Here is a 22095-nt window from a genome sequence, read left to right as displayed (position 1 = left end):
TTCACGCTCCGGCCCCGCCGTGCTGGCCGCTCCGGTGCCGCACCCGGCACCGGAGCTGTTCGCGCGGTCAGCCGAGTCCGTCGGCGCCGACCTGGACGGCGGACTCGTCCAGCAGTGAGCTGCTCACCGGCTGCTGCCGTCCGTCGAGGTCGAGAACCGGGGTCGCCTCCTTGTACCAGGACTCGATCACCGCGTTGCCCCAGAAGTCGCGGCGGCGGTCGTCGTTGACGTGCCACCGGTACGTCTCGTGGTCCGGGTCGCCGGTGTAGTAGTCGGAGGTGTAGATCTCCACCCGGTGGCCGTCGGGATCGCGCAGGTAGACGTAGAAGGCGTTGGAGACACCGTGCCGGCCGGGCCCGCGCTCGATGTGCTTCTCCTCGTGCAGCGCGCCGAAGATGTCGGCGGTGCGCAGCACCTGGTGGGACTCGTGGGTGGCGACGCCCAGGTGGTGCAGGCGGGGGCCGGCCCCGCCGGTGAAGGCGACGTCGTGGACGGTCTGTTTGCGGTACATCCAGGCGGCGTACAGCTCGTGTTCGTCGCCCTCGATGGTCTCCGAGCAGCCGAAGCCGAGGGACTGGTAGTGGGCGTAGGCGGCGGGGATGTCGGGGGTGCAGATGTTGAAGTGGTCGAGGCGGGCGATCTGGGCGCCGCGGTGGAGGTCGTAACGCTGGATGAGGCGCTCACCCCGCTCGATCTCGTGGAAGAACTCGACCGGGAAGCCGAGCGGGTCGACGACGCGTACGGCGTCTCCGACTCCGACCGTGCCCTCGCCCTTCTTCAAGCGCTTGACAGGGCGGCCGAGTTGGCGGAAGAACTTCTCCGCCTTGTCGACGTCCTCAGGGGTGCGGACGCGGTAGGAGATGTGGTCGAGAGCGGCGATCTCACCCCTGCGCAGCACGAGCGAGTGATGGGTGAGTTCATCCGTTCCGCGCAGGTAGAGGGAGTCGGCGTCCTCGTACTGGACGTGGAAGCCGAGCATGTCCACCCAGAACCAGCGGGCCTTGGCCAGGTCGGTGACGGCGAGCTGAGCGTAGGCCGAGCGCACGACGTCCGGTGCGGCTGTTCCAGTCATCAGACGGCTCCGAATCGTGGGGTGTGGACGTCACCGAGGGCGACGTGGACGATCTTGGACTCGGTGTAGAAGTCGATGCTGTGGGCGCCGCCCTCCCGGCCGACGCCGGAAGCCTTCACACCACCGAAGGGGGTGCGCAGGTCGCGGACGTTGTGCGAGTTGATCCAGACCATGCCGGACTCGACGGCGTGCGCGATGCGGTGACCGCGCTTGAGGTCCGAGGTCCAGATGTACGCGGCCAGGCCGAACTGGGTGGCGTTGGCGAGCTCGATCGCCTCGGCCTCGGCGTCGAAGGGCGCGACGGCCACGACGGGGCCGAAGATCTCCTCCTGGAAGATCCGGGCGTCACGGGACACGTCGGCGAAGACGGTCGGCTGGAGGTAGTTGCCCTCGGTGAGGTGGTCCGGGCGGATACCGCCTGCCACCAGCCGGGCCTCCTTCTTGCCGATCTCCACGTAGTTCAGGACGCGCTCGTAGTGCTCCGTGTGGACCAGCGCCCCCACCTCGGTGGCGGGGTCGGAGGGCAGGCCGACCCTGACCCGCTCGGCTCGCTCGGCGAGTCGGCGGGTGAACTCCTCGTACAGCGGACGCTCGACGAGCACCCGGGAACCGGCCGTGCAGCGCTCGCCGTTGAGCGAGAACACGCCGAAGACCACGGAGTCCAGGGCCGCCTCGATGTCGGCGTCGGCGAAGACGACGACCGGGGACTTGCCACCCAGCTCCATCGACGTGGTCTTGAGGTGCTCGGCCGAGGAACGGATGATGTGGCGGCCCGTGTCGGTCGAGCCTGTGAAGGAGATCAGCGGCACGTCGGGGTGGTCGACGAGGGCCTGCCCTGCCTCCTCGCCGATGCCGTGGACGATGTTCACGACTCCGGCCGGCACGCCCGCCTCGGCGAAGATCTCCGGCCAGAGCGAAGCCGACAGGGGCGTCCACTCGGCGGGCTTGAGGATGAGCGTGCAGCCAGAGGCGAGGGCCGGGGCGAGCTTCCAGCTCTCCAGCATGAACGGGGTGTTCCACGGGGTGATCAGGCCGGCTACCCCGACCGCGGTGCGGACCACGTAGCTGAACTGCTCACCGCCCTGCCGGAAGGCATCCTCGCCGAGCGCGACGATGACGTCGGCGAAGTAGCGGAAGTTCTCCGCGGCACGCCGCGCCTGGCCCTTGGCCTGGGTGATCGGCAGACCCGAGTCGTACGACTCGAACCGGGCGAGGCGGTCGTGGCGAGCCTCGACGGCGTCGGCGATGCGGTACAGGACTCGAGCGCGCTCGCGGTTGGATATCGACGACCAGCCGGGGAAGGCGGCCTGCGCTGCCTCGACGGCCCGCTGGACGTCGTCCTGCGCACCCCGTGCGGCCTGTGTGTAGGCGGTGTTGGTCACCGGGTCGGTGACGTCGAAGGTGCGGCCGTCGACCGCGTCGACGAGTTCGCCACCGATCCAGTGCCGAATGGTCGAGGGCAGACCCTCGGGGGCGGTGCTCACTTGTCGGCTCCGTTCGCTTGCGTTCCGAGCTGCTGCGTCAGGTCCCCGCCCTCGGTGAGGAGGGTGCGGATGCGGGCCAGGCCCGGGGCGGTGGGCGTGATGAGCGGCGGCCGTACGTGAGGCGAGGCGATCCGTCCCTGCTGGGCGAGGACCCACTTCGCCGGGGCCGGGTTGGTCTCCACGAAGAGCAGGTCCACCAGCGGGTGCAGGCGGTAGTGCAGGTCCCGTGCGCCGTCGAAGTCCCCCGACTCCCACAGCTCGTACATCCTCGCCACGGCGGTCGGTGCCAGGTTGGCCACGGCGCTGACGAAGCCGGCGCCGCCCAGGGCGAGCAGCGGCAGGCAGAGGAGTTCGATGCCGGACCACACCAGCAGCGAGCGGCCGCAGGCGTGCAGCACGCGGGAGAAGTGCTCGAAGTCCTTGGTGGTCTCCTTGACTCCGACGAAGTTGTCGAAGTCGGTGAACAGCCGCCTCACCGTCTCGGGGGCAATGTCGACCGCCGTGCGGGAGGGCACGTTGTACGCGACGATCGGCAGGTCCGGGAACTCCCGGGCCACCGTGGCATACCACTTGTACAGCGCCTCCTGGGTGGGGCGCGCGTAGTAGGGGGTGATCACCAGGGCCGCGTCCGCTCCCAGGTCCTGGGCGGCGGCCGTCAGCTCCAGGGTCTCGTTCAGCTTGTGCGAGCCGGTGCCGGGCAGGAAGGGCACCCGGTCGCCGGTCTCCTCGACGGCCGTACGCATGGCGGCGATCCGCTCGGCGACGGTTTGTGCGCTGGGCTCGCCGGTGGAGCCGCCGAGCGAGATGCCGTGCGAACCGGACTCCAGCTGGAAGCGGATCAGGGAGCGCAGGCTGTCGTGGTCGACGGCGCCCTCGTCGGTGAACGGGGTGACGACCGGGGCGATGGATCCGCGGATGGTGGCGGGATCGCTGCGGAACTTCATGCGGTTTCTCCTTGCGGCTCTTGCGAAGGGGCGTGGCTGCGGCGCCACTGTTCGAACGGTTCGCGCCAGTCGGGACCGAGGGGGTACAGCCCGTCGACGCTGTGCCCGGCACGCACCTGCTCGGTGATGAAGCGCTCTCGCAGCTCCTGCTCCCGGCAGTCGGCGATCAGCTCCTCGGCCAGGTCCGGTGGTACGACCACGACACCGTCCGCGTCCCCGACGATCAGGTCGCCCGGCTGCACCAGGGCGCCGCCGCACGCGATGGGCACGCCCGAGTCCCACGGGACGTGGCGGCGTCCCAGGACGGAGGGGTGCTCCCCGCCGTGGTAGACGGGCAGGCCGAGTTCGGTGACCGCGGCGCTGTCGCGCAGACCGCCGTCGGTGACGACCCCGGCCGCACCACGCATCTGGGCCCGCAGCGCGAGGATGTCGCCGAGGGTCCCGGCGGAGGTGTCGCGGCGGGCGTCCATGACGAGCACGTGGCCCGGCCTCAGCTCCTCGATCGCCCGCTTCTGGGCGTTCATGCCGTTGCCGTACTTCTTGAAGAGGTCCTCGCGCAGCGGCAGGTAGCGCAGGGTGTGCGCGACGCCGACCATGGTCCGGTCCGGCAGCGTGGGGCGGACGCCGTCGATGGACATGTGCGGCAGGCCGCGGGCACGGAGCTGTGCGCTGAGGGTGGCGACGGCGACCGAGCGCAGCCCCTCCTCGAACCGCTTGTCCAGCAGGGGCGCGGGAGTGTACGCCGTCCCGTACGCGGCCTCCCGTTCCGCCGGATCGGCCTTGGGCATCGCCCCGTACGGGTCCAGGGCGGGCCCGGCGGCGACGGGATTGCGGAGGCGGCCGGTGGACAGCCCGTTTCCGGTCACCTCGACCTCGACCACGTCACCGGGGGCGACCACGGAGGCGCCGGTCGGCGTGCCGGTGAGGATGACGTCCCCCGGCTCCAGGGTGACCTGCCTCGACAGGTCCGCGATCAGCTCCCCGAACGGGAACAGCAGCGTGTCCGTGGTGTCGTCCTGGACCAGTTCGCCGTTGACCCAGGTCTGCAACCGAAGGGCGGCTGGGTCGAGTTGGCGTGCGTCCAGCAGTCGCGGCCCGATCGGCGTGAAGCCGTCTCCGCCCTTGGAGCGGAGGTTGGAGCCGCGATCGGCGTAGCGCAGGTCGTACACACCGGCGTCGTTGGCTGCGGTCACCCATCGCACGTACTGCCAGCCGTCCTCGGGCCTCACCCGCTGCGCGCGCGAGCCGATGACGAGGGCGATCTCGCCTTCGAAGCCGAGGAGTTCGCATCCCTCGGGGCGGACGAGTGCGTCCTTGGTGCCCGCCAACGACGAGGGGGGCTTGAGGAAGTACGACGGATGGGCGGGGATCCGGCCACGCTCTTTGGCGCGGCTTGGGTAGTTGAGATGCAGAGCGATGATCTTCGACGGGGAGTTTCCGAGCGGGTGCGTCATGTCGTCCGTCCGGGATCAGGCGCGGTCGAGGAAGACCTGGACCCTGGCCTTGTACGGCTCGCGGTCGTAGCTCTTCACGTAGGCGCCGGCCATCCGCACCGGGTCGCCGAAGAAGTAGTACTCGTACAGCGCCTGGCGGCTGGAGAACGCCGAGACGCAGGTGTCCCACACCAGGCGGAACAGCTTCACGCGCTCGGGGCCGGACAGGGTGGCCGACTGCAGGTACGCCTCGATGTCGGCGGCGGCGGGCCCCTGGATGTCGAGTTCTGTCGGGGTGGCCATCAGGCCGGAGGCGCCGAGCTTGCGCAGGATCTGCGGGAAGCGCTGGTAGAGCTTGGGGTAGAGGTTGCGGGCGGCGTTCAGCGGGGCGAAGGCCGGGGTGAGGACCCCGTACTCGTTGACCTCGGCGTCGGCTTCCGCCGCGCGCAGGAAGGCCCGCAGCATCTCCAGCGTGGTGATGATCTCGGCGACGTCCTCCTGGACGTGCTGGAACTGCTCGATGCCGATGGCCTCGGTCAGCAGCGACACCAGGCCGAGGATGTACTCGGTCTTGGCGGTGGTGCGGGTGACGACCTGATGGGTCATGTGCACCACGGAGGACGTCTGGGAGTAGAAGCCGTTGCACAGTTCCGCGTCGCCGAGGGCGAAGCAGCGCTCGTACGGCACGTGGACGTCGTCGAAGACGACGACGCAGTCCGATTCCTCGAAGCGGGAGGCGAGGGGGTGGTCGTGCCGGGGGCGGTCGTAGTCCAGCGGTTCGCGGGCGATGTAGCGCAGGCCGGGGGTGTCGTTCGGGATGGCGAAGGCGTAGGAGTACGGCTTGTCCTCGGGGGTGCCGCGGAGCACGGTCGAGGGGAAGACGAGCATCTCGTCGGCGAAGGGGGCAATGGTGGCGAGCATGCGCGCCCCGCGGATCACCACGCCGTTGTCGTCCTCCTTCACGATCCGCGCGGCCAGCTTGCCGCCGGCCTGCTGGGTACCGGCCACGGCCCGGTTGACCTGCGGCGGGATCAGCGTGTGCGTGCACAGCAGATCCTCTTCGCGGGCCTTCTTGTAGTAGCGGCGGATGTTCTCGCCGAAGGCAGGGTTGGCCTGGGCGAACCAGTCGGCGGCCGAGGCGAGCGCCATCAGGGAGCTGTTCATGTAGTCGCCGGTGCGGCCGAGCATGCCGTTGCTGTGGTCGGCCCACACCTTGAACGCCTTGCGGCGCTTGACCAGGTCGTCCGGGGTCTTCGGGGTGAGGAAGGACGTGCCGACCGGCTCGCCGGACGTGGGCGAGGTGTAGGTGAGGACGTCCTTGTGCTCGTCCGAGTGCTGGAGGTCGAACAGTTCGGCGTAGGTCTGGACGACGTTGCGGAAGGCGGGGTGGTCCTGGATGCCGCCGGTGACGGTCTCGCCCTGGATGTGGACGGTGGGACGGGAAGCGGCGAGGCGCTCCATGTATTCCTTGCCGGTGCGTGCGGCCATGGTGGTTCTCCTGTGGAGGTGATCAGCGGCAGGGGGCGGGTTCAGATGAGGTGTTCGATGCCGTCGGTGGACTCGGCCGCGGTGCCGAAGCGGCTCCAGGCGTAAGTGAGGGCGTCGCCGTCGCGGTGGCCGAGGTCGGTGACGCGGCCGACGAGGAGGGTGTGGTCTCCGCCGTCGTACGCCTGCCACGGCTCGCACTCCACCCATGCCAGGGGGTTCGTGAGGCGGGGCACCCGGGCCGCGGTCGCCCAGCGGGGCTCTGTGGCGCCCTGTGCCCCGGCGAACAGCCGGGCCAGCGGCTCCTGTTCGGCGCCGAGGATGTTGACGCAGAAGGAGCTGTCGATCAGCTGGTCGTGGCAGCGGGCGCGTCGGGCGACGCTGACGAGCACCAGCGCGGGATCGGCGGAGACGGACGTGAAGGAGTTCATGGTCGCGCCCCGGGGACCATCCTCGCCCGCGTACGTCACGACGGTGACGCCGGTGGTGAACCGGGACATGCAGGCGCGCAAGGCGCCGGGGCTGGGAGGGGCAAGGGCTCGGGACATGAGGAGGACTCCTTGAGTCGATTCGCCGACTGTGCCCTCTGGCACAAGGCCGGGGAGGGGCGGCGCCGGCCCCAGCAGGGCCGGGGACGAAGCGGGCAAGATCCTGGTCAAAGCATGTAATCAAAGCTTTGATTATTTGGACGGTACCTGTGCCGACCGCTCCTGGGAAGACCGGAGCGGAGAATTCAGTGGCCGCGGACGATCCACTCCTCCAGCTGCGGAGCCTCGGCCCCGATGGTCGTGGTCGCTCCGTGCCCGGTGAGCACCCGGGTGTCCGGCGGCAGGGGCAGGAGTTCGCTGCGGATCGAACGGATGATGGTGGGGAAGTCCGAGAACGACCGCCCGGTGGCCCCCGGGCCGTCGGCGAAGAGCGTGTCGCCGGTGAAGACGGTGCCGAGGTCCGGCGCGTACAGACAGATGGCCCCAGGGCTGTGGCCGGGCGTGTGCAGCACGATGAGTTCCGTACCGGCGACTGTGAGCCGACGCCGGTCGGAAAGGTAACCGTCCGGGGATCTGTCCGGGTGGACGTTCCGCCACAGGATGCGGTCGTCCAGGTGCAGAAGGATCGGTGCACCGGTGCGGGCGGCGAGCGCCGGGGCGGCATTGATGTGGTCGTTGTGCGCATGCGTGCACACGATCGCGGTCAGTCGACGCTCCCCGACGGCTGCGGCGATCGCGTCCGCGTCGTGAGAGGCGTCGATGACGAGGGCCTCCTCGTCGTTCCCGACGATCCAGACATTGTTGTCCACTTCCCACGTACCGCCGTCGAGGGTGAACTCTCCGGTGGTGACGACGTGTTCGACTCGTGCGGCCACTCAGAGCACCACCACGGACCGCAGCACCTCACCTGAGTGCATCTTCTCGAAGGCCTTCTCCACCTCGTCGAGGGTGATCGTTTCGGTGACGAAAGCGTCCAGGTCCAGTCGCCCTTGGCGGTACAGGTCGACCAGCATCGGAAAGTCCCTCGAGGGCAGGCAGTCGCCGTACCAGGAGGACTTCAGCGCCCCACCGCGGCCGAAGACGTCCAGCAGCGGCAGCTCCAGCTTCATGTCCGGCGTCGGGACCCCCACCAGCACGACGGTCCCGGCCAGGTCTCGGGCGTGGAAGGCCTGCTGGTACGTCTCCGGACGGCCGACGGCATCGATCACCACGTCCGCTCCGTGCCCGCCAGTGAGCTCGCGGATCGCCGTCACGGGGTCGGTGTCGCGGGAGTTGACGGTGTGTGTGGCGCCGAAGGTCTCAGCCAGGGCCAGCTTCCGGTCGTCGATGTCCACTGCGATGATCCTGGCCGCTCCGGCGAGTCGGGCACCGGCGATCGCCGCGTCGCCGACGCCGCCGCAGCCGATCACCGCGACGCTCTGTCCCCTGCTGACGGGTGCGGTGTTGAGCGCGGCTCCCAGTCCGGCCATGAGCCCGCAGCCGAGGAGGCCGGCCGCTTCGGGCCGGACCTGGGGGACTTTCGTGCACTGGCCGGCGGCCACGAGGGTCTTCTCCGCGAAGGCCCCGATACCGAGGGCGGGGGCCAGCTCCGTGCCGTCCTTCAGCGTCATCTTCTGCCGTGCGTTGTGCGTGTCGAAGCAGTACCAGGGCCGGCCGCGCCGACAGGCACGGCATCGCCCGCACACCGCCCGCCAGTTGAGGATGACGAAATCACCGGGGACGACGTCGGTGACGACTTCACCGACCGCTTCGACGACTCCCGCGGCCTCGTGGCCGAGCAGGTAGGGGAAGTCGTCCCCGATGGCGCCCTCCCGGTAGTGCAGGTCGGTGTGGCACACCCCGCAGGCCTGCACCCGCACCAGGGCCTCCCCCGGTCCGGGGTCGGGCACCAGGACGGTCTCCACCGAGACAGGGGCGCCTTTGCTCCGGGCCAGGACAGCGCGGACTTCATGAGACATATCTGTGTTCCTCTGGGAAGTTGAGTGGGTCGGCGACGCGTCGACTGGGCTACCGGATGCTCCAGGCGCTGCGGAGATCCCGCCGCAGCCGTCCGAACTCCCTTGGGCTGTCGACCGCGAGGACGCCGGAGATCTCGCCGTCGCGCCGGTACACGGCTGCGAAGCTGTCGTCGAACGAGCCCGAGACGAGTTCGAGCACGTCGTCGACGCCAGGTCGGCCGGCGATCTGGAGGTGGACGCCGTACTGGTCCGACCACACATAGGGCAGCGGGTCGTGGACCGGTTGTCCCGTGGGGTCCTGCCCTCGCAACGTGGCCAGCAGCGATCCGGCCGCGATGACCGGCATGTCCCGCGCGTTGGTCCAGTGCTCGATGCGCAGCCGCCCGCCGCGGCAGCGGTACGCGGCCACGTCGCCCGCCGCGACGACCCCGAGCACGGTGGTCCGGCACCGCTCGTCCGTGAGAACGCCGTTGTCGCAGGCGACACCGGAACCCGTCAGCCACTCGGTGTTGGGCACGGCTCCCACGCCGACGACCACCACGTCCGCGGGAAGGGAGCGGCCGTCGGACAACTCCACCGCTCGCACCCCGTCCTCGCCGACGAGGCCCGTGACAGCCACGCCGGTCACCAGAGCGACCCCGTGGTCCGTGTGCAGGCGACCCAGGATGCCGGCGGCGTCGGGACCCAACTGACGTAGCAGCGGCTTCTGTTCGTACTCGACAATGGTCACCTCGTGTCCGAGGGCACGCGCCGAGGAGGCGACCTCCGCGCCGATGAACCCGCCTCCCACCACGACGACCCGGCCGGGCCGGGACAGGTCCTCGCGCAATCGGTGTGCGTCATCGAGCGTGCGGAGGGTGTGCACCCCACGCAGCCGCGGCATTCCGGGGAGTGTGCGAGCGCGGGCTCCCGTGGCGATGACCACACCGTCCGCGTGCAGGTTTCGCCCGTCGGCGAGGGTGAGCGCCCGTGAGGCCGGATCGAGAGCGGTGGCGCGGGTACCGAGCAGCCATTCGGCGTCGAGCACGGCACGCAGGTCATCGTCCGTCAGCGCGATGTCCTGGCTCTCGCACTTGCCCAGCAGGACCTGCTTGGACAACGGAGGCCGGTCGTAGGGCTGTGCGGCTTCCTCGCCGACCAGCACGAGACGCCCGTCGTAGCCGTCGGCGCGGAGGGCTTCGGCGGCTCTGACGCCCGCCAGTCCGGTGCCGACGACGGCGATCGTGGTCATCGCGCGGTCTCCGCGGTCGGAGCCAACGACGTTGCGTCGACGCACACCATGCCGTCGACGACCTGCACGACGTGGGTACGGATGGGCCGCCGCGCGGGCGGGCAGTCGGGCCTGCCGGTGCGCAGGTCGAAACGTGACTCGTGCAGCGGGCATTCGATCTCATGGCCGTCGAGCCAGCCGTCGGACAGCGAGGCGGTCTCGTGGGAGCAGGTGTCGTCGATACAGAAGACACGTTCGCCGACCTTGACGAGTGCCAGCGGAACCGGCACGTCGGGCCTGACGATCCGGGTGACCACACCGGGGGTGAGATCCGCGATCGGACAGAGCTGTATCACTGTGCCGCTCCCTTCACGCCCTGGGCGTCGTGACGCATGAGGACCGATTCCGGTCCGCGGAACATCCAGCCGACGAGGTTCGGAGTGCTGGTGACGCGCAGCCCGGTGAGCGAGTTGAACAGTGCGGGCACCGCGGTGCGGAGCTGCTCCCGTGCCAGATAGGTGCCGAGGCAGTAGTGGGCGCCTAGCGAGAAGGCCAGGTGGTCCGACAGTTCGGGACGGTCGATGTCGAAGGCGTCGGGTGCGGCGAACTTCCGGTCGTCCCGGTTGGCCGACGCGGCGAGCGCGAGCAGCTTGTCCCCGGCCCGCAAGGTCACGTCCCCCACCGTGTGGTCGACGGCGAGCTGGCGCGGAAAGGCTCCGACGGGGGTCAGCCAGCGCATCGTCTCCTCGATGGCCGCGTCGAGGGCCTCGGAGTCGGCCAGCACGCGGTCGCGCAGCTGAGGCTGTTCACACAGCTGCCAGACCAGGGTGGCCAGCGCGTGCCAGGGCTCGTTGAAGCCGCCTGAGATCATCAGACGCACCTGAGTGGCGATCTCCTCGGCCGACAGCGGTTCGGCGAGTTCGGCGTGCACCATCGCGGAGATCACGGTGTGGTCCGGTGCGGCCGTCACGCGGGCGACGGCCTCGCGGACCAGCTCCCCCACCTCGGCCCTGGCGCGTCCGGCCCGTTCCCAGACCGCGGGGTCGTCGTCGTGGTTGGCCAGACCCGCGATGAAGGCACGCGACCACTCGACCACCTGCTCGGTGGTCACGTCGGGCAGCCCCGCCGTCCGCATCAGCGCCTGAGCGGCGAACGGCGCCGCGAAGTCCGTCACCAGGTCGAACTCCGGCTTCTCGGCCAACCGCGCGGCGAGTTCCGTGGCGTGCGAGGTGAGCCCCGCCGACCACTGCTGACGCACGTTGCGACGCTTCAGCGGGCCGTCCACCGCCGAGCGCAGCCTGCGGTGGGCGTCGCCGTCGGTTCGGATCATGACCAGACCCATGGTGCGTTCGGCGAGGGAGTTCTCCTGGTGCGCGGTGAAGATCTCGGGGTGCTCGTCGACGAAGACGACGTCCTCGTAGCGGCTGACGAGCCACAGACCGAGCCCGTCCGACCAGGCCCAGGGCTCGTCGTCCCTGAGTTCGCGGTAGACGGGATACGGATCGGCGTAGAGGTCCTTGCTGGTGAGATTGCGTGCGATGGGCATTGCGGCTCCTCACGTGTCGGCGACATCCGGACAGGGGATGTCGGCCGCATCGGGCTGCAACGACTGTGCGGTACGCCGCCTGAGCACGGAATACTCTGGAATCCAGCAATGCGCCGACAACAACCACAGGAATCCTGAGGTATGGACCATGACGCTCTCACTGCGCCAGCTCCGGTTCTTCGTGGCGGCGGCCGAGGCCGGAACCATTGCGGGCGCCGCGGCACGCGAGCACATCTCCCAGTCGACGATCGCCCTGGCCGTCAGCGAGCTCGAGCGCACCCTCGGCGTCCAGCTGTTCATGCGCCGCCAGGCCAAAGGGCTGACGATCACTCAGGCCGGCCTGGCCGTGCTCGCCGACGCGCGCCCGCTGCTAGCCCACGCGGACGAACTGGTCTCCAGTGCACGCAACCTGGGCGGGGAGCTCTCCGGAAACCTGACGGTCGGCTGCTACACGACCCTGGCCCCGTTCCTGATGCCCGGCGTCCTGGAGGGCTTCGCCACCGAGCATCCGACGGTGCGGCTGAGCTTCGCGGAGGGCACTCAGGTGGAACTGCAGGAGAAACTTCTCGACGGCAGCTGCGAGATGGCCCTGCTGTACGACCTCGACCTGCAGCCGGGCATCCAGCAGGAGACGCTGTACATCACCAGGCCGCATCTGCTCCTGCCCCGCGCGCACCCACTGGCCGGACAGGCGCCGGTGAGCCTGCACGACCTCGCGGACGAACCGATGGTCATGCTCGACAACCCGCCGAGTCGGCACTACTTCACGGAGTTGCTCGCTTCACTCGGCATACGACCGGTGATCCGGCACACGACCAGCAGCTTCGAGACGGTGCGGTCCCTGGTGGCCCGGGGCCTCGGCTACTCACTTCTGATCCAGCGGCCCGCCTCCGGCATCAGCCACGAGGGCGTACCGCTGGCCGAGTGCGAGATCCGGGAGGAGGTGCCGGACATGCCCGTGCTGCTCGCCTGGCCCGCCCGCGCCAACCTCACCAGACGAGCCAAGGCGTTCGCCGACTTCTGCCGCCGGGCCCTTGCGGACGGACCGGTGCGGCCGGCGGTCGGGGATCACACATGATCCTCTTCGGGGAAATCTCGGCGTAGCCAGCGCGCACGGGATTGCGGACAGTGCGGCCGCCACTTACTGACTTCGGCTCGTCAAGGTGACGTGGGTTCGTTGAGGGTCAGGCCGGTGCCGGCTATGAAGCCGTCGAGGGTGTCGGGCCGGTACTGGAGGCGTTTGAGCCGGTTTCGTACGAGGGCTTCGAGCCGGTCGAGCGCGACCACGGCGAGGTTGGCCAGACTGCGCTTGACGTGCGCCCACACCCACTCGACGGGATTCAGGTCCGGCGAGTAGGCGGGCAGCAGGAACACCGTCAGCCACTCCCGCTCGGCGGTCAGCTCGCGCATGGCGTGGGAGACGTGGGTGTTGAGCCGGTCCCAGACCAGCACGATCGGCGCCTTGACGAGCTGGTGGACACCGTCGATGAGTGCGATGAAGTCCCGCTCGCCCATGCTGCGGCGTGCGCTGCCGCCCGCTCGGTGGGTGCGCAGCCGGTGGCACAGCCGGGTGCGCGAGCCCGGCCGTATCGCGATCAGCCCGGCCACCGACAGACGCCCCGAGCGTCGTCCGCTGACGGTCACGACCGGGGTGCGCCCTCGCCGGCCCCAGGTTCGTCCCCGTGGCGGCTTCCGGGTGAACCCTGCTTCGTCCTCGAAGCAGATGTAGCCCCCGCAGGCCGCCCGGGCCCTTTTACCTCCGCCCAGGTCGCCTCCTTCCAGGCGGTCACAGCCTGCTCGTCGCGCTCGGCGACTCTGCGTGCGGGGACCTGCGGGCTGAAGCCGAGCCGGTGCATCAGCCTCGTGGCGCCGGAGACGCTGTAGGAGACGTGAAACTTCCTGCCGATCAGCGTGGCCACCCGGGCGGCAGTCCACACCTGGTCCTCCACCCAGCCGTGGGCGGCCGGGCCCTCATCGAGGTACGCGGCCAGTTTCTCCAGACAGCGCGGGGACAGCCGGCAACGTGATCCGCTCGGGCCGCGGGAAGCCAGAGCCTTACGACCGCCGTCCCGCCACAACTGGTGCCAGTGGTAAGCCGACTTCACACTCACCCGAAGCCGCCGTGCGACCTCCGACGGCTTGATCTCCTGCTCGTACAACTCGGCCGCCTGCATCCGAACCGACTCCCGGCGCCGACGTCCCGCAGGGGTCAGCCCGCCCCCATCCGCATATCTCACACCACACGGATACAGCCGCCCACCCACACCCACTCAGGGGCTTCGCAAAGATTCACCCCAACGAGCTGAAGTCAGTAATGTGAGCACGAATCGAAACGATACGTACCGCATCGAGTAGAGTGGGCCGGTCGCCCGACTCGTGCCCACCGGATCCCCCGCGATCTGCTCGGCCCCGCCGTCAATGAGCCCATGCGCGCGAGGAGATGGCGTGTTTCGGCCTGTCGCGCGCCCCCTTCCTCCGGTCGACCGGCTCACCCGCAAGGAGCATCCCCATGGCCGTGTATCTCACCGACGACGACGTCCGTTCCCTGCTCGACTGGGAGTCCGCGCTGAAGGCTCTGCACGAGGCCTACGCCGCTCCGGTCTCCGAAGCACACTTTCCCCCGCGGACGATGGCCAGGGGCGAGGAGGAGTGGATGCGCACCCTCAGCGGGATACTGCCGAGCAGCGGTGTGATGGGAGCCAAGCTCATCGCCGTGTCGAACGGCAAGCGCAGGGGCGCCTACCTCGTGGCGCTGTTCGACCTCGAGACCACCGAGCTCGTCGCCCTGCTGGACGGCCGGTCGATCACGGGCTTCCGTACCGCGGCGACCTCGGCCCTCGCCGTCCGGTTCCTGGCACCGCGAAGGCCGCTCTCGGTCGCCGTCATCGGCTCGGGGTTCGAGGCGACGAATCACCTTCGGGCCCTGGCCGCGACGCGGGAGCTCACCTTCGTACGGGTCTACAGCCCGAGCCCGGCCAGCCGAGCCCGGTTCGCCGGGTCGTTCACCGACCTGGCGGCCGAGGTGGTCCCCGCCGAGGCGCCCGAGGACGCGGTCGACGGCGTGGATCTGGTGCTGTGCGCCGCCCGGTCCCGGGACGAGACGCCCACCGTTCGCGGCAGGTGGCTCAAGCCGGGTACGACAGTCGTGTCCATCGGGTCGACGCTGCCCGAGCAGCGTGAACTCGACCCTGTCGCCATCGACCGCGCGGATGTCGTGGTGTGCGACCTTGTCGACGAAGTCGCCCACGAGACCGGCGACTTCATCGCCGCACGGGCGGAGGGCCTGGAGTTCACCGACAAGCTCGTTTCTCTCGCCGACGTGGTCTCCGGTCGCGCACCGGGCCGGACCAGAACCGATGACATCGTGCTCTACAAGTCGGTCGGGTCCGCTCTGCAGGATCTGACCGTGGCGGCACTGTGCGCGCGTCTCGCGGGCGAACGGGGCGCTGGTGTGTCTCTGGACGCCCGAGTCAGCCGTGCCTTCCAAGAACACTGAACGGTCATCAGCCCTTTGAGCCGGGCGACTACGGCCCCCGGGGGTGGTAGCCGCAGAGCTGCCCCCCGGGCGCGGTCCGAACTCGCCGACGCCGACGTGGCCTCGTGCGTGATGTCACCCGTCTCAGGGGATAGCCCGCAAGAACACGGGGCGCGACTGGGAAAGCAAGTTGTGCGGGTCGTACTTACCCTTAGCCGCGAGCAAGGCCGCCCAGGCATCACCGAAGTGCCCCTCCCGCTTTCGACGGGTGTAGCTGAGCCCCCCGATGGCGTCGGCCGCTCCGCGGATACCGCATCCGCCGCCACGAGGTTGCTCGTCGTCCGGCACCGGTGTGGCGGTAATCGGCGGTACTACGGAAGCGGGGGCTCCGAGCCGTCGAGCCAGGCCGTTCCTCGGGCGTACAGTGCCTTGACTTCGGGTCCGGTCAGTCCGGGCATGTCGGGCTTGACCGGGTAGCCCATCCTGCTCTGGAGGTAGGCGAGGTGCCGGTAGCCCTCGGGGAACGCGGCGAGCAGGTCGGGGTCGAGATCGGGGCTGGTGCCCATACTGACGGGATCCAGCCGGTCCTTCTCGTAGATGGGCTGGCGCAGCACGATGGTCCATCGTCCGTCGTGCTTTGCAAGGAAGTCGTAGAAGCGGCCGGTGCACACCACGTCGCACTCGACACCCTCGACCTGGCCACGCTGGGAGATGGTCATCTTGGTCTGTGCCACCGCCCGGCTGCCGCCGATTTCGACGGTGGTGCCGCCGAGGAAGTGCAGGATGCGCACGCCTCGGTCGAAGCCCTCGCGGCTGACGTGGATGAACTCGTCGCCGGTGCCCTGGAACCAGGTGGCCATCATCCGGCCCTCAGGGTGCCACACCTCGCGGAAGCGGTCCCGGTCGGCCGCGTCCCGCCACAGCACCCAGTTCTCGAGCAGTTCGCGGATCGCCAGGCGCTCCGCCGTCTCAGGATCGATCAGATTCTCCACGTGCGAAAATCTCCCTGCTAGATCGGGTAGTGGCGCGGCTGCTGGGAGACGGTGACCCAGCGCAGATCGGTGAACTCGTGCAATGCCGCGCGTGCGCCGAAGCGGCCCCAGCCGCTGTCGCCGACGCCGCCGAAGGGCATCAGCACCTCGTCGTGGACGGTGGCGCCGTTGACGTGGACGACGCCGGTGTGCAGCCTTCCGGCCACGGACGTGGCACGGGATTCGTCCTTGCCGAACACCGCGCTGGACAGGCCGTAGGGGGTGTCGTTCGCGATGCGGACGGCGTCGTCCACGCCGTCCGCGACGACCACACTCACCACGGGGCCGAACGACTCCTCGTGGTACAGACGCATCTCGGGGGTGACGCCGGTGACGACGGTGGGCTGGTGGACCAGGCCGTCGAAGCCGCCACCGGCGGCGATCAGCGCACCGCGCTGAACCGCGTCGTCCAGGAGGGCGCGCAGGTGGCCGAGGGACTGGCGGTTGATGACGGGGCCGACCTGGGTGTCCGGGTTCCTCGGGTCGCCGGTGACCAGGGCCTTGGCACGGGCGGCCAGTCGCTCGGTGAAGGCATCGGCCACGGACCGGTCGACGACGATCCGCTCGGTCGACATGCAGATCTGGCCCTGGTACATGAAGGCGCCGAAGGATGCCGCGCCCACGGCGGCGTCGAGATCCGCGTCGTCGAGGACGATCAGCGGCGCCTTGCCGCCCAGTTCCAGCAGTGTCCGCTTGAAGTGGGTGGCCGCCTTCTGGGCGATGATCCGGCCGACCCGGGTGGAGCCGGTGAAGTTCACGGCGCCGACGCTCGGGTGGACGACCAGCTCTTCGACGATCTCGGCGGCGTCCTCGGGCGCGTTGGTGATCAGGTTCACCACGCCGTCGGGCATGCCGGCGTCGCGCAGGACGGCGACGATCGCGCCGTGTGTACGGGGCGACTCCTCGGATCCCTTGAGGACGACGGTGTTGCCGTAGGCCAGGGCCCACGCGATGGCGCGGACACCGAGGATGAGCGGGGCGTTCCACGGCGCGATGCCCACGACCACACCCACGGGCTGGCGCACGGCCGTGGCCCGCAGCCCGGGGACGTCGGAGGGCAGCACCTCGCCGATCAGGCCGTAGGCCTGTACGGCTGCCTCGCGCATGATTCCGACGGCGACGTGGACGTTGAAGTGGCCCCGGGAGGCTGCGGCGCCGTTCTCCTCGGTCATGGTGGCGGCGATCGAGGGAGCACGTTCCTCCAGCAGGTCTGCCGCGCGCGAGAGGATCGCTCGCCGTTCTGCGGGAGATGTGTGCGACCAGCTGTCGAACGCCGCGCGGGCCGCCTCCACCGCTGCGGCGGCATCGGCCCGCGACGCCGCCGCGACGGGTCCCAGCGGCTCCTCGGTGATGGGGCTGAGGGTGAAGGTCGTGCGGCCGCCCTCGGCCGCCCTCCACTGGCCGCCGATGAGCAGCCGTTGGGTGCCGTCGTCCGGCTCCGACGCGATCGCGGCCGGGGGGACGGCTTGGGGTCGGTTGGTGCTGATGGTGTCCATCGGCGCTACTGCTCCTTGATGGTGGTGGGTTGCGAGGGCCGCGACGGTGTCGGGACGAGGTCGTACGCGACCGAGAACCACGGGCCGCGGACGCCGGCGGGACGGCCGGGGGCCGTCGGCCGTGCGGGAGATGAAGGTGCGGACCGCGGACGACTTGACCGCGAAGGCGGTGTCCGAGTCGAGGTGGTCGCCGTCCTCGTCGAAGATGTGCGTGTTCAGCGGCTGGTATCCGGGGGCGTCCACCTTCGAGTGGATCAGGGCAGGCCGCCACGGCCGGCGCCCGGTGGCGGTCGGCATCCTGTCGACCGGCCCGTCACGCGGGAATGGGGTCAGGGCCAAGAACGCGTAACCGGGTCCTCACAGGTGCGGAAGCGGCCCCGCAGGTAATGCTCGTGTGCGGCCGGATCCTGGACCGCGTAGAGACGGTCTTCGCCGTTCCGCCGGATCAGCCGGCCTGGATGAGGTGCTCGGGGACCCAGGTCCCGTGGATGCCGCTGCGCAGGCGGAGGGGGAGATGGAGAGTGGCCACAGGACCGGCGGCCAGATCGGCGGTGTCGAGGATGAGCAAGTCGTTCAGCATCGTGGTCCAGTTGTTGGCCAGGGCCAGGAGATAACCGTCGCCCTCGGGCGCGTCGTCGCTGCGGGGCACGAACACCGGCTCCTGGAAGGTGAAGTGTTCGGGCAGGACGTACTGGCCGGTGGCCTGCTGCTTGTCGAAGTCATAGCGGATGATCGTGTTGAGGGACTGTATGCCGTCAGCGCTCTTGTGCTCGTCACCGATGACACGCGCCCCCGTGAACCCGATGCGGTGCCGGCCCGTTTCCACCCGGTCGTCGATGAGCGGGAATTCGGCGAACTCCGGCTGCAGTACCTGCTCTTCGAAGCCCTTGCCGTCGTCGGCCGCGTAGTCGGCCGTCCAGCGGGTGATCCGTGACACGCCCTTGGTGACGTCATACACGAGCGTGTCGGGGTACAGGAACGGGGCCGGCTGAGCCTCTGCGACACAGCCGTCGATGTGGATCGTGGTGCCTTCGTTGTAGGCGTTGAAGAAGTGGTAGGCGAACCGGGCCGGGCCGCGGTACCAGCGGACCTGGTCGGCGGTGCCGTAGCGCGGCATCACTCCGAGGCAGGTTTCCCTGGACGGGTCCCACTGCCAGTGCGGCCCGCCCGCCTTGAGCCGGTCGAGGTCGGCGGCGTTGGGCATCACCGGGAAGATCACATAGTCCTGGGTGACGACGAAGTCGTGGATCATGCTGGTGTACGGGGCCTCCAACCACACCTCGTGCAGGACCCTGCCGTGGGCGTCGAGGACGTAGTACGCGATGTCCCGGCTGGCCAGGCCCTTCGCCTCGAATCCGAAGGCGAACATCTCACCTGTCACGGGGTCGACGCGGGGGTGGGCGGTGAAGGTCGGGCTGCTGACCCCACCGTCGAAGTCCCATTCCCCGTAGGTCTCCAGGGAGTCGGTGTCGAGTCGCGTGGGGCGGGCGTCCTCCTTCAGGACCAGGAGCTTCCCGGCGTGGAAGGCGACGCTGGTGTTCGCCGCCCCCCGGTTCTTGCCCGCCACGGTGACGTGGTCGGTGTAGGGGTTGCGGTAGGCGCCGAACAGCGAACGGCGGGCGGCGCGTTCCAGCTTCAGCTTCTCGGTCTGCACGTAGCGGCTGCGGTAGTCGACGTGGCCGTCGGCGAAGGTGAACATGCGCAGCATGCCGTCGCCGTTGAAGGGGAGGTCGTCGCCGGTGCGGTTGGGGAAGGCCGGGTCGGGAGCGATCTGGTAGTAGCGGCCGCGCAGGTCGCGGGGGATCTCCCCGTCGGCCTCGATCTCGAAGATGTCGGCCTCGATGCGCGAGGGGGTCGACCAGCCCGAGTACACCGGCTGGTCGGGGAACCGCATGCCCGTGCGGCTGGGGGAGGGCGTGGACGGCGCTGTCATGGAAGACCTCCGGAGATTGCTAGACTTCTAGCGACTTGAAGTGCAGTAGAAGGCTCCCGAAACCGATATGTCAAGACACTGGCGGGCAGGAAATGAAGTGTGAGTCCCTTGTGAGGGTGCTGGTGACGAAGGCAGAGTGGTGCTCGTGACACAAGATCCGGCCGCGCAGCGCCACGGCGAACGTCTGGCCGCCGCCTCCGGCTTCGACCTGCCCGACGTCGACCCGCACCTGGCATCCACGTCGGTGGGCTTCAACCTGGTCCGGGTCGCGAAGAAGATCGAACGCGACATCGAAACGAACTTCGCCCGCCCCGCCGGGCTGACCTTCGCCGGCTTCCGGCTGATGACCACGCTCAAGTACGACGGTCCGATGTCCCCGCGCAGACTCGCCGACCTGCTGAGCATCTCCACCGCGAGCGTCACCTCGGCACTGCACACCTTGGAACGGGCCGGCCTCCTCACCCGAACACCCCAGCCCGACGACGGACGCATGCTCGTCATCGCCCTCACCGAGCAGGGCGAGACCGTCATCGACGAGTTTTTGCACTGGTGGACCGCTCATCGCCAGAAGAGCTGGCTGGAACACCTGACCCCCGACGAGGAGCTCACCCTCACGCGCCTGCTCGCCAAGGTCTCCCGGCACCAGCCCCAGCCGCTCACCGAACGACAGCGACGGCTCGTTCCGCCGCAGTGACGTTTCCAGCGAAGGGGTGTCGGTCGGCGGAAAGGAGCTGACTGCTCAGCTGGTGCACACGTTGGCGACGGAGGTGATTGTCCTCAACCAGCAGATCGCCGAGGTGGAAAGGCTCATCGAGGTCCGATTTTACGACCACCCATCCTTCGAGGTGATCACCAGCATGCCCGGCCGGGGCGTCATCCTCGGTGCAGAGTTCCTGGCTGCTCATGGCGGCGACATGGCTGTCATCGGCACCCTTGGCCGCCTTGCCGGCTTCGGCGACTCCGTCTGGTCAGCATCCGCTACTGCGAGGATTCACGGCGTTTCTACGATCGCAAGCCCGCCGGGGGCAGGCGTCACAGCCAGGCGGTCCTCGCCCTCGCTCGCCGCCGTGTCAACGTCGTCTGGGCCCTCCTGCGCGTTTGGCGGTGCAACCCGCCAGCGCCGCCAATCGCTTTGGCGGCTTGACGAGCAAAAGCAGTACGGGAGGGCATGCGCGCTGAGCTCGGCCAGCCACGCCAGACTGAGAGCGTGTATGGCACTTCCGGTTCGTCGCGCACGATGTGGACGACCCGGTCGATCGTGGACGGCGGCGCGGGTGTCGCCTCCCCGCGCACGACGCCGGCGGAGCACTCCGTCGTCGGCCACGACCGCTAAGCGCGGCGTCAACGGCACCTGCACAAGCCAGACTCCGCACAGCGGCCGTCCTCCACGCGACCTTGTTCGATATGTCGACGGGTGAAGAACGGCCGTACTGCTGTCTCACGAGGACGACGAGATCAGCAGGTCAGGTGCCCCGGCGCAGTTGAAGATCAAGCTCAGGCCCGGTTGCGTCCAGTGAAGAACTCACGGATGGGATCCATGCTCGGCTCCAGGCCGGCGTCCACGAGTCCCTTGCGCAGGGCGGCCATCTGGCTGTCCTGGAGGCGCATCGTCGGCTGGCGGAGCGGTCCCCCGTTGTACCCCTGCAGCCAGCCCTGGAACTTCCAGGCCTGGCGGTTGAGGACCGACCCACCGTGCAGGGTCCCGAACAGTGCGGCCTTGGTCTTGCGGGCGGGGTGCAGCTGCCAGTAGATCGCCGTCGCCTCGTCATGTTTCCCGTCGCGCAGCAATTGCATGACGCGCGGGATCATCGGGCCGAAGTACTCGTGGTCGCTGGTTGCCGACAACTGAATGGGCATCACCTGCGAGAGAGGGATCAGATCGCCCTCGATCGGCACCGATATGACCACCTCGTCGCCGAAGAGCCGGTTGCACTCGACGGCGCTCTGGATGTTGGGGTATCCGCCTTCGGCCTTGATGACCGCGATGTTGGGGATGTCGTCGATCAGACGGCGGATCAGCCGGGTCGGGAGATCGGAGGGGTGGATGCGAGCGCCGAAGTTCCAGATGGTCATCGGGAACAGGATGATCCCGAGGTTCGTGGCCTCGCAGACCGCCTTGGTGTAGTCGTAGATCTCCTGCTCGGACTCCGGGTAGAAGTTGGGCGGGTAGGCCAGCAGCACCAGGTCCGCTCCCGCCGCTTCGGCACCACGGACCGCTTCGAGGTTCTGCTCGAGGTCGTTCCAGCTCGCGTGGTGGACAACGTAGAAGTTGTCGCCGGCCTCGTCCTTGGAGATGCGGAGGAACTCCAGGTACTCGTCGAGGGTGATGCTGATCTCGGAGACACCGAGGGTGCCGATGAAACCATGCTCCTTGGCGAGGCGGATGTCGTGGCGGACGGCTCGCTCATTGACGGCCCGCAGGTCGCCGGTGAACGAGGGGATGGTGCAGTTGACCGCGCCGACAAGCTTCTCGCGGGCCCAGCCACGTGCCTCGGCACGGGTGTATGCGGACATGCCTGTCCCTTTCGTTCGTCGTGTGC

The 22095-nt window shown here is 69.1% G+C and carries 21 protein-coding genes and 1 pseudogene; 5 read left to right on the top strand and 17 right to left on the bottom strand.

Annotated features, from left to right (window positions below):
* Positions 1-67 precede the first annotated feature (67 nt).
* From hpaD to Q4V64_RS50680, 11 genes are all read right to left on the bottom strand, one after another.
* On the bottom strand, positions 68-1072 hold the full coding sequence (hpaD, locus tag Q4V64_RS50730; RefSeq protein ID WP_124436790.1) for a 3,4-dihydroxyphenylacetate 2,3-dioxygenase: 1005 nt from the start codon (positions 1070-1072) through the stop codon (positions 68-70).
* On the bottom strand, positions 1072-2556 hold the full coding sequence (hpaE, locus tag Q4V64_RS50725; RefSeq protein WP_124436791.1) for a 5-carboxymethyl-2-hydroxymuconate semialdehyde dehydrogenase: 1485 nt from the start codon (positions 2554-2556) through the stop codon (positions 1072-1074). Before hpaE ends, hpaD begins: the two co-directional genes overlap by 1 nt.
* Entirely contained in the window at positions 2553-3500 is a 948-nt protein-coding gene (dapA, locus tag Q4V64_RS50720; RefSeq protein WP_124436792.1) for a 4-hydroxy-tetrahydrodipicolinate synthase, read from the bottom strand. Before dapA ends, hpaE begins: the two co-directional genes overlap by 4 nt.
* Positions 3497-4954: a fumarylacetoacetate hydrolase family protein gene (locus Q4V64_RS50715; protein ID WP_124436793.1), complete on the bottom strand. Its 1458-nt coding sequence runs from the start codon at positions 4952-4954 to the stop codon at positions 3497-3499. The genes dapA and Q4V64_RS50715 overlap by 4 nt, the downstream gene beginning before the upstream one ends.
* 15 nt (positions 4955-4969) lie before the next feature.
* The gene (hpaB, locus tag Q4V64_RS50710) at positions 4970-6421 is read right to left on the bottom strand and encodes a 4-hydroxyphenylacetate 3-monooxygenase, oxygenase component (RefSeq protein ID WP_124436794.1); all 1452 of its coding nucleotides are present in this window, start codon (positions 6419-6421) and stop codon (positions 4970-4972) included.
* Between the two features lie 41 nt (positions 6422-6462).
* A complete protein-coding gene (locus Q4V64_RS50705) occupies positions 6463-6966 on the bottom strand; it encodes a flavin reductase family protein (protein ID WP_124436795.1) in 504 nt (167 codons plus the stop codon).
* 185 nt (positions 6967-7151) lie between these two features.
* Positions 7152-7781 (bottom strand): MBL fold metallo-hydrolase, encoded by a 630-nt coding sequence (locus Q4V64_RS50700; protein WP_124436796.1) that lies wholly within the window; start codon positions 7779-7781, stop codon positions 7152-7154.
* The gene (locus Q4V64_RS50695) at positions 7782-8864 is read right to left on the bottom strand and encodes an S-(hydroxymethyl)mycothiol dehydrogenase (protein ID WP_124436797.1); all 1083 of its coding nucleotides are present in this window, start codon (positions 8862-8864) and stop codon (positions 7782-7784) included.
* A 49-nt stretch (positions 8865-8913) separates the two neighbouring features.
* A complete protein-coding gene (locus Q4V64_RS50690; protein ID WP_124436798.1) occupies positions 8914-10095 on the bottom strand; it encodes an FAD-dependent oxidoreductase in 1182 nt (393 codons plus the stop codon).
* On the bottom strand, positions 10092-10427 hold the full coding sequence (locus Q4V64_RS50685; RefSeq protein ID WP_216377510.1) for a bifunctional 3-phenylpropionate/cinnamic acid dioxygenase ferredoxin subunit: 336 nt from the start codon (positions 10425-10427) through the stop codon (positions 10092-10094). The genes Q4V64_RS50690 and Q4V64_RS50685 overlap by 4 nt, the downstream gene beginning before the upstream one ends.
* Positions 10427-11620, bottom strand: a complete 1194-nt coding sequence (locus tag Q4V64_RS50680) for a cytochrome P450 (protein ID WP_124436800.1) — start codon at positions 11618-11620, stop codon at positions 10427-10429. Before Q4V64_RS50680 ends, Q4V64_RS50685 begins: the two co-directional genes overlap by 1 nt.
* Positions 11621-11768: 148 nt before the next feature.
* Between Q4V64_RS50680 and Q4V64_RS50675 the strand changes: the two genes are divergently transcribed.
* A complete protein-coding gene (locus Q4V64_RS50675) occupies positions 11769-12698 on the top strand; it encodes a LysR family transcriptional regulator (protein WP_172628942.1) in 930 nt (309 codons plus the stop codon).
* Between the two features lie 80 nt (positions 12699-12778).
* On the opposite strand, the gene Q4V64_RS50670 is transcribed toward Q4V64_RS50675, so the two are convergent.
* On the bottom strand, positions 12779-13345 hold the full coding sequence (locus Q4V64_RS50670; protein WP_303715851.1) for a transposase: 567 nt from the start codon (positions 13343-13345) through the stop codon (positions 12779-12781).
* The gene (locus tag Q4V64_RS50665; RefSeq protein ID WP_301184636.1) at positions 13261-13833 is read right to left on the bottom strand and encodes a winged helix-turn-helix domain-containing protein; all 573 of its coding nucleotides are present in this window, start codon (positions 13831-13833) and stop codon (positions 13261-13263) included. The genes Q4V64_RS50670 and Q4V64_RS50665 overlap by 85 nt, the downstream gene beginning before the upstream one ends.
* A 296-nt stretch (positions 13834-14129) precedes the next feature.
* On the opposite strand from Q4V64_RS50665, the gene Q4V64_RS50660 reads away from it, so the two are divergent.
* Complete coding sequence (locus tag Q4V64_RS50660; protein ID WP_124444974.1) at positions 14130-15116, top strand: ornithine cyclodeaminase family protein; 987 nt, start codon at positions 14130-14132, stop codon at positions 15114-15116.
* A 350-nt stretch (positions 15117-15466) separates the two neighbouring features.
* Here Q4V64_RS50660 and Q4V64_RS50655 read toward each other — a convergent pair whose 3' ends face one another.
* The 3 genes from Q4V64_RS50655 to Q4V64_RS50645 all read right to left on the bottom strand — a co-directional run bounded on the left by Q4V64_RS50655 (position 15467) and on the right by Q4V64_RS50645 (position 19555).
* Positions 15467-16087 carry a nuclear transport factor 2 family protein gene (locus Q4V64_RS50655; RefSeq protein WP_253267447.1) on the bottom strand — a complete coding sequence of 207 codons (621 nt, stop codon included), beginning with the start codon at positions 16085-16087 and terminating at the stop codon, positions 15467-15469.
* Positions 16088-16104: 17 nt separating this feature from the next.
* A complete protein-coding gene (locus tag Q4V64_RS50650) occupies positions 16105-17961 on the bottom strand; it encodes an aldehyde dehydrogenase family protein (protein ID WP_301184606.1) in 1857 nt (618 codons plus the stop codon).
* A 106-nt stretch (positions 17962-18067) separates the two neighbouring features.
* The gene (locus Q4V64_RS50645; protein ID WP_124444972.1) at positions 18068-19555 is read right to left on the bottom strand and encodes a carotenoid oxygenase family protein; all 1488 of its coding nucleotides are present in this window, start codon (positions 19553-19555) and stop codon (positions 18068-18070) included.
* 145 nt (positions 19556-19700) lie between these two features.
* Between Q4V64_RS50645 and Q4V64_RS50640 the strand changes: the two genes are divergently transcribed.
* The 3 genes and pseudogenes from Q4V64_RS50640 (at position 19701) to Q4V64_RS50630 (ending at position 20888) form a co-directional block, all read left to right on the top strand.
* Positions 19701-20249: a MarR family winged helix-turn-helix transcriptional regulator gene (locus tag Q4V64_RS50640; RefSeq protein WP_253267446.1), complete on the top strand. Its 549-nt coding sequence runs from the start codon at positions 19701-19703 to the stop codon at positions 20247-20249.
* A 297-nt stretch (positions 20250-20546) separates the two neighbouring features.
* Positions 20547-20699: pseudogene (locus tag Q4V64_RS50635) on the top strand (IS110 family transposase); the annotation flags it as partial.
* 63 nt (positions 20700-20762) lie between these two features.
* The gene (locus Q4V64_RS50630; protein WP_301184605.1) at positions 20763-20888 is read left to right on the top strand and encodes a hypothetical protein; all 126 of its coding nucleotides are present in this window, start codon (positions 20763-20765) and stop codon (positions 20886-20888) included.
* A gap of 161 nt (positions 20889-21049) precedes the next feature.
* Here Q4V64_RS50630 and Q4V64_RS50625 read toward each other — a convergent pair whose 3' ends face one another.
* A complete protein-coding gene (locus tag Q4V64_RS50625; RefSeq protein ID WP_124444970.1) occupies positions 21050-22069 on the bottom strand; it encodes a dihydrodipicolinate synthase family protein in 1020 nt (339 codons plus the stop codon).
* Positions 22070-22095 lie beyond the last annotated feature (26 nt).

This window comes from Streptomyces sp. NL15-2K (genome assembly GCF_030551255.1).
Taxonomy (GTDB): Bacteria; Actinomycetota; Actinomycetes; order Streptomycetales; family Streptomycetaceae; genus Streptomyces.
Note: the sequence above shows the minus strand (reverse complement) of the source record. Positions and strands in the feature narration are given on the sequence as shown.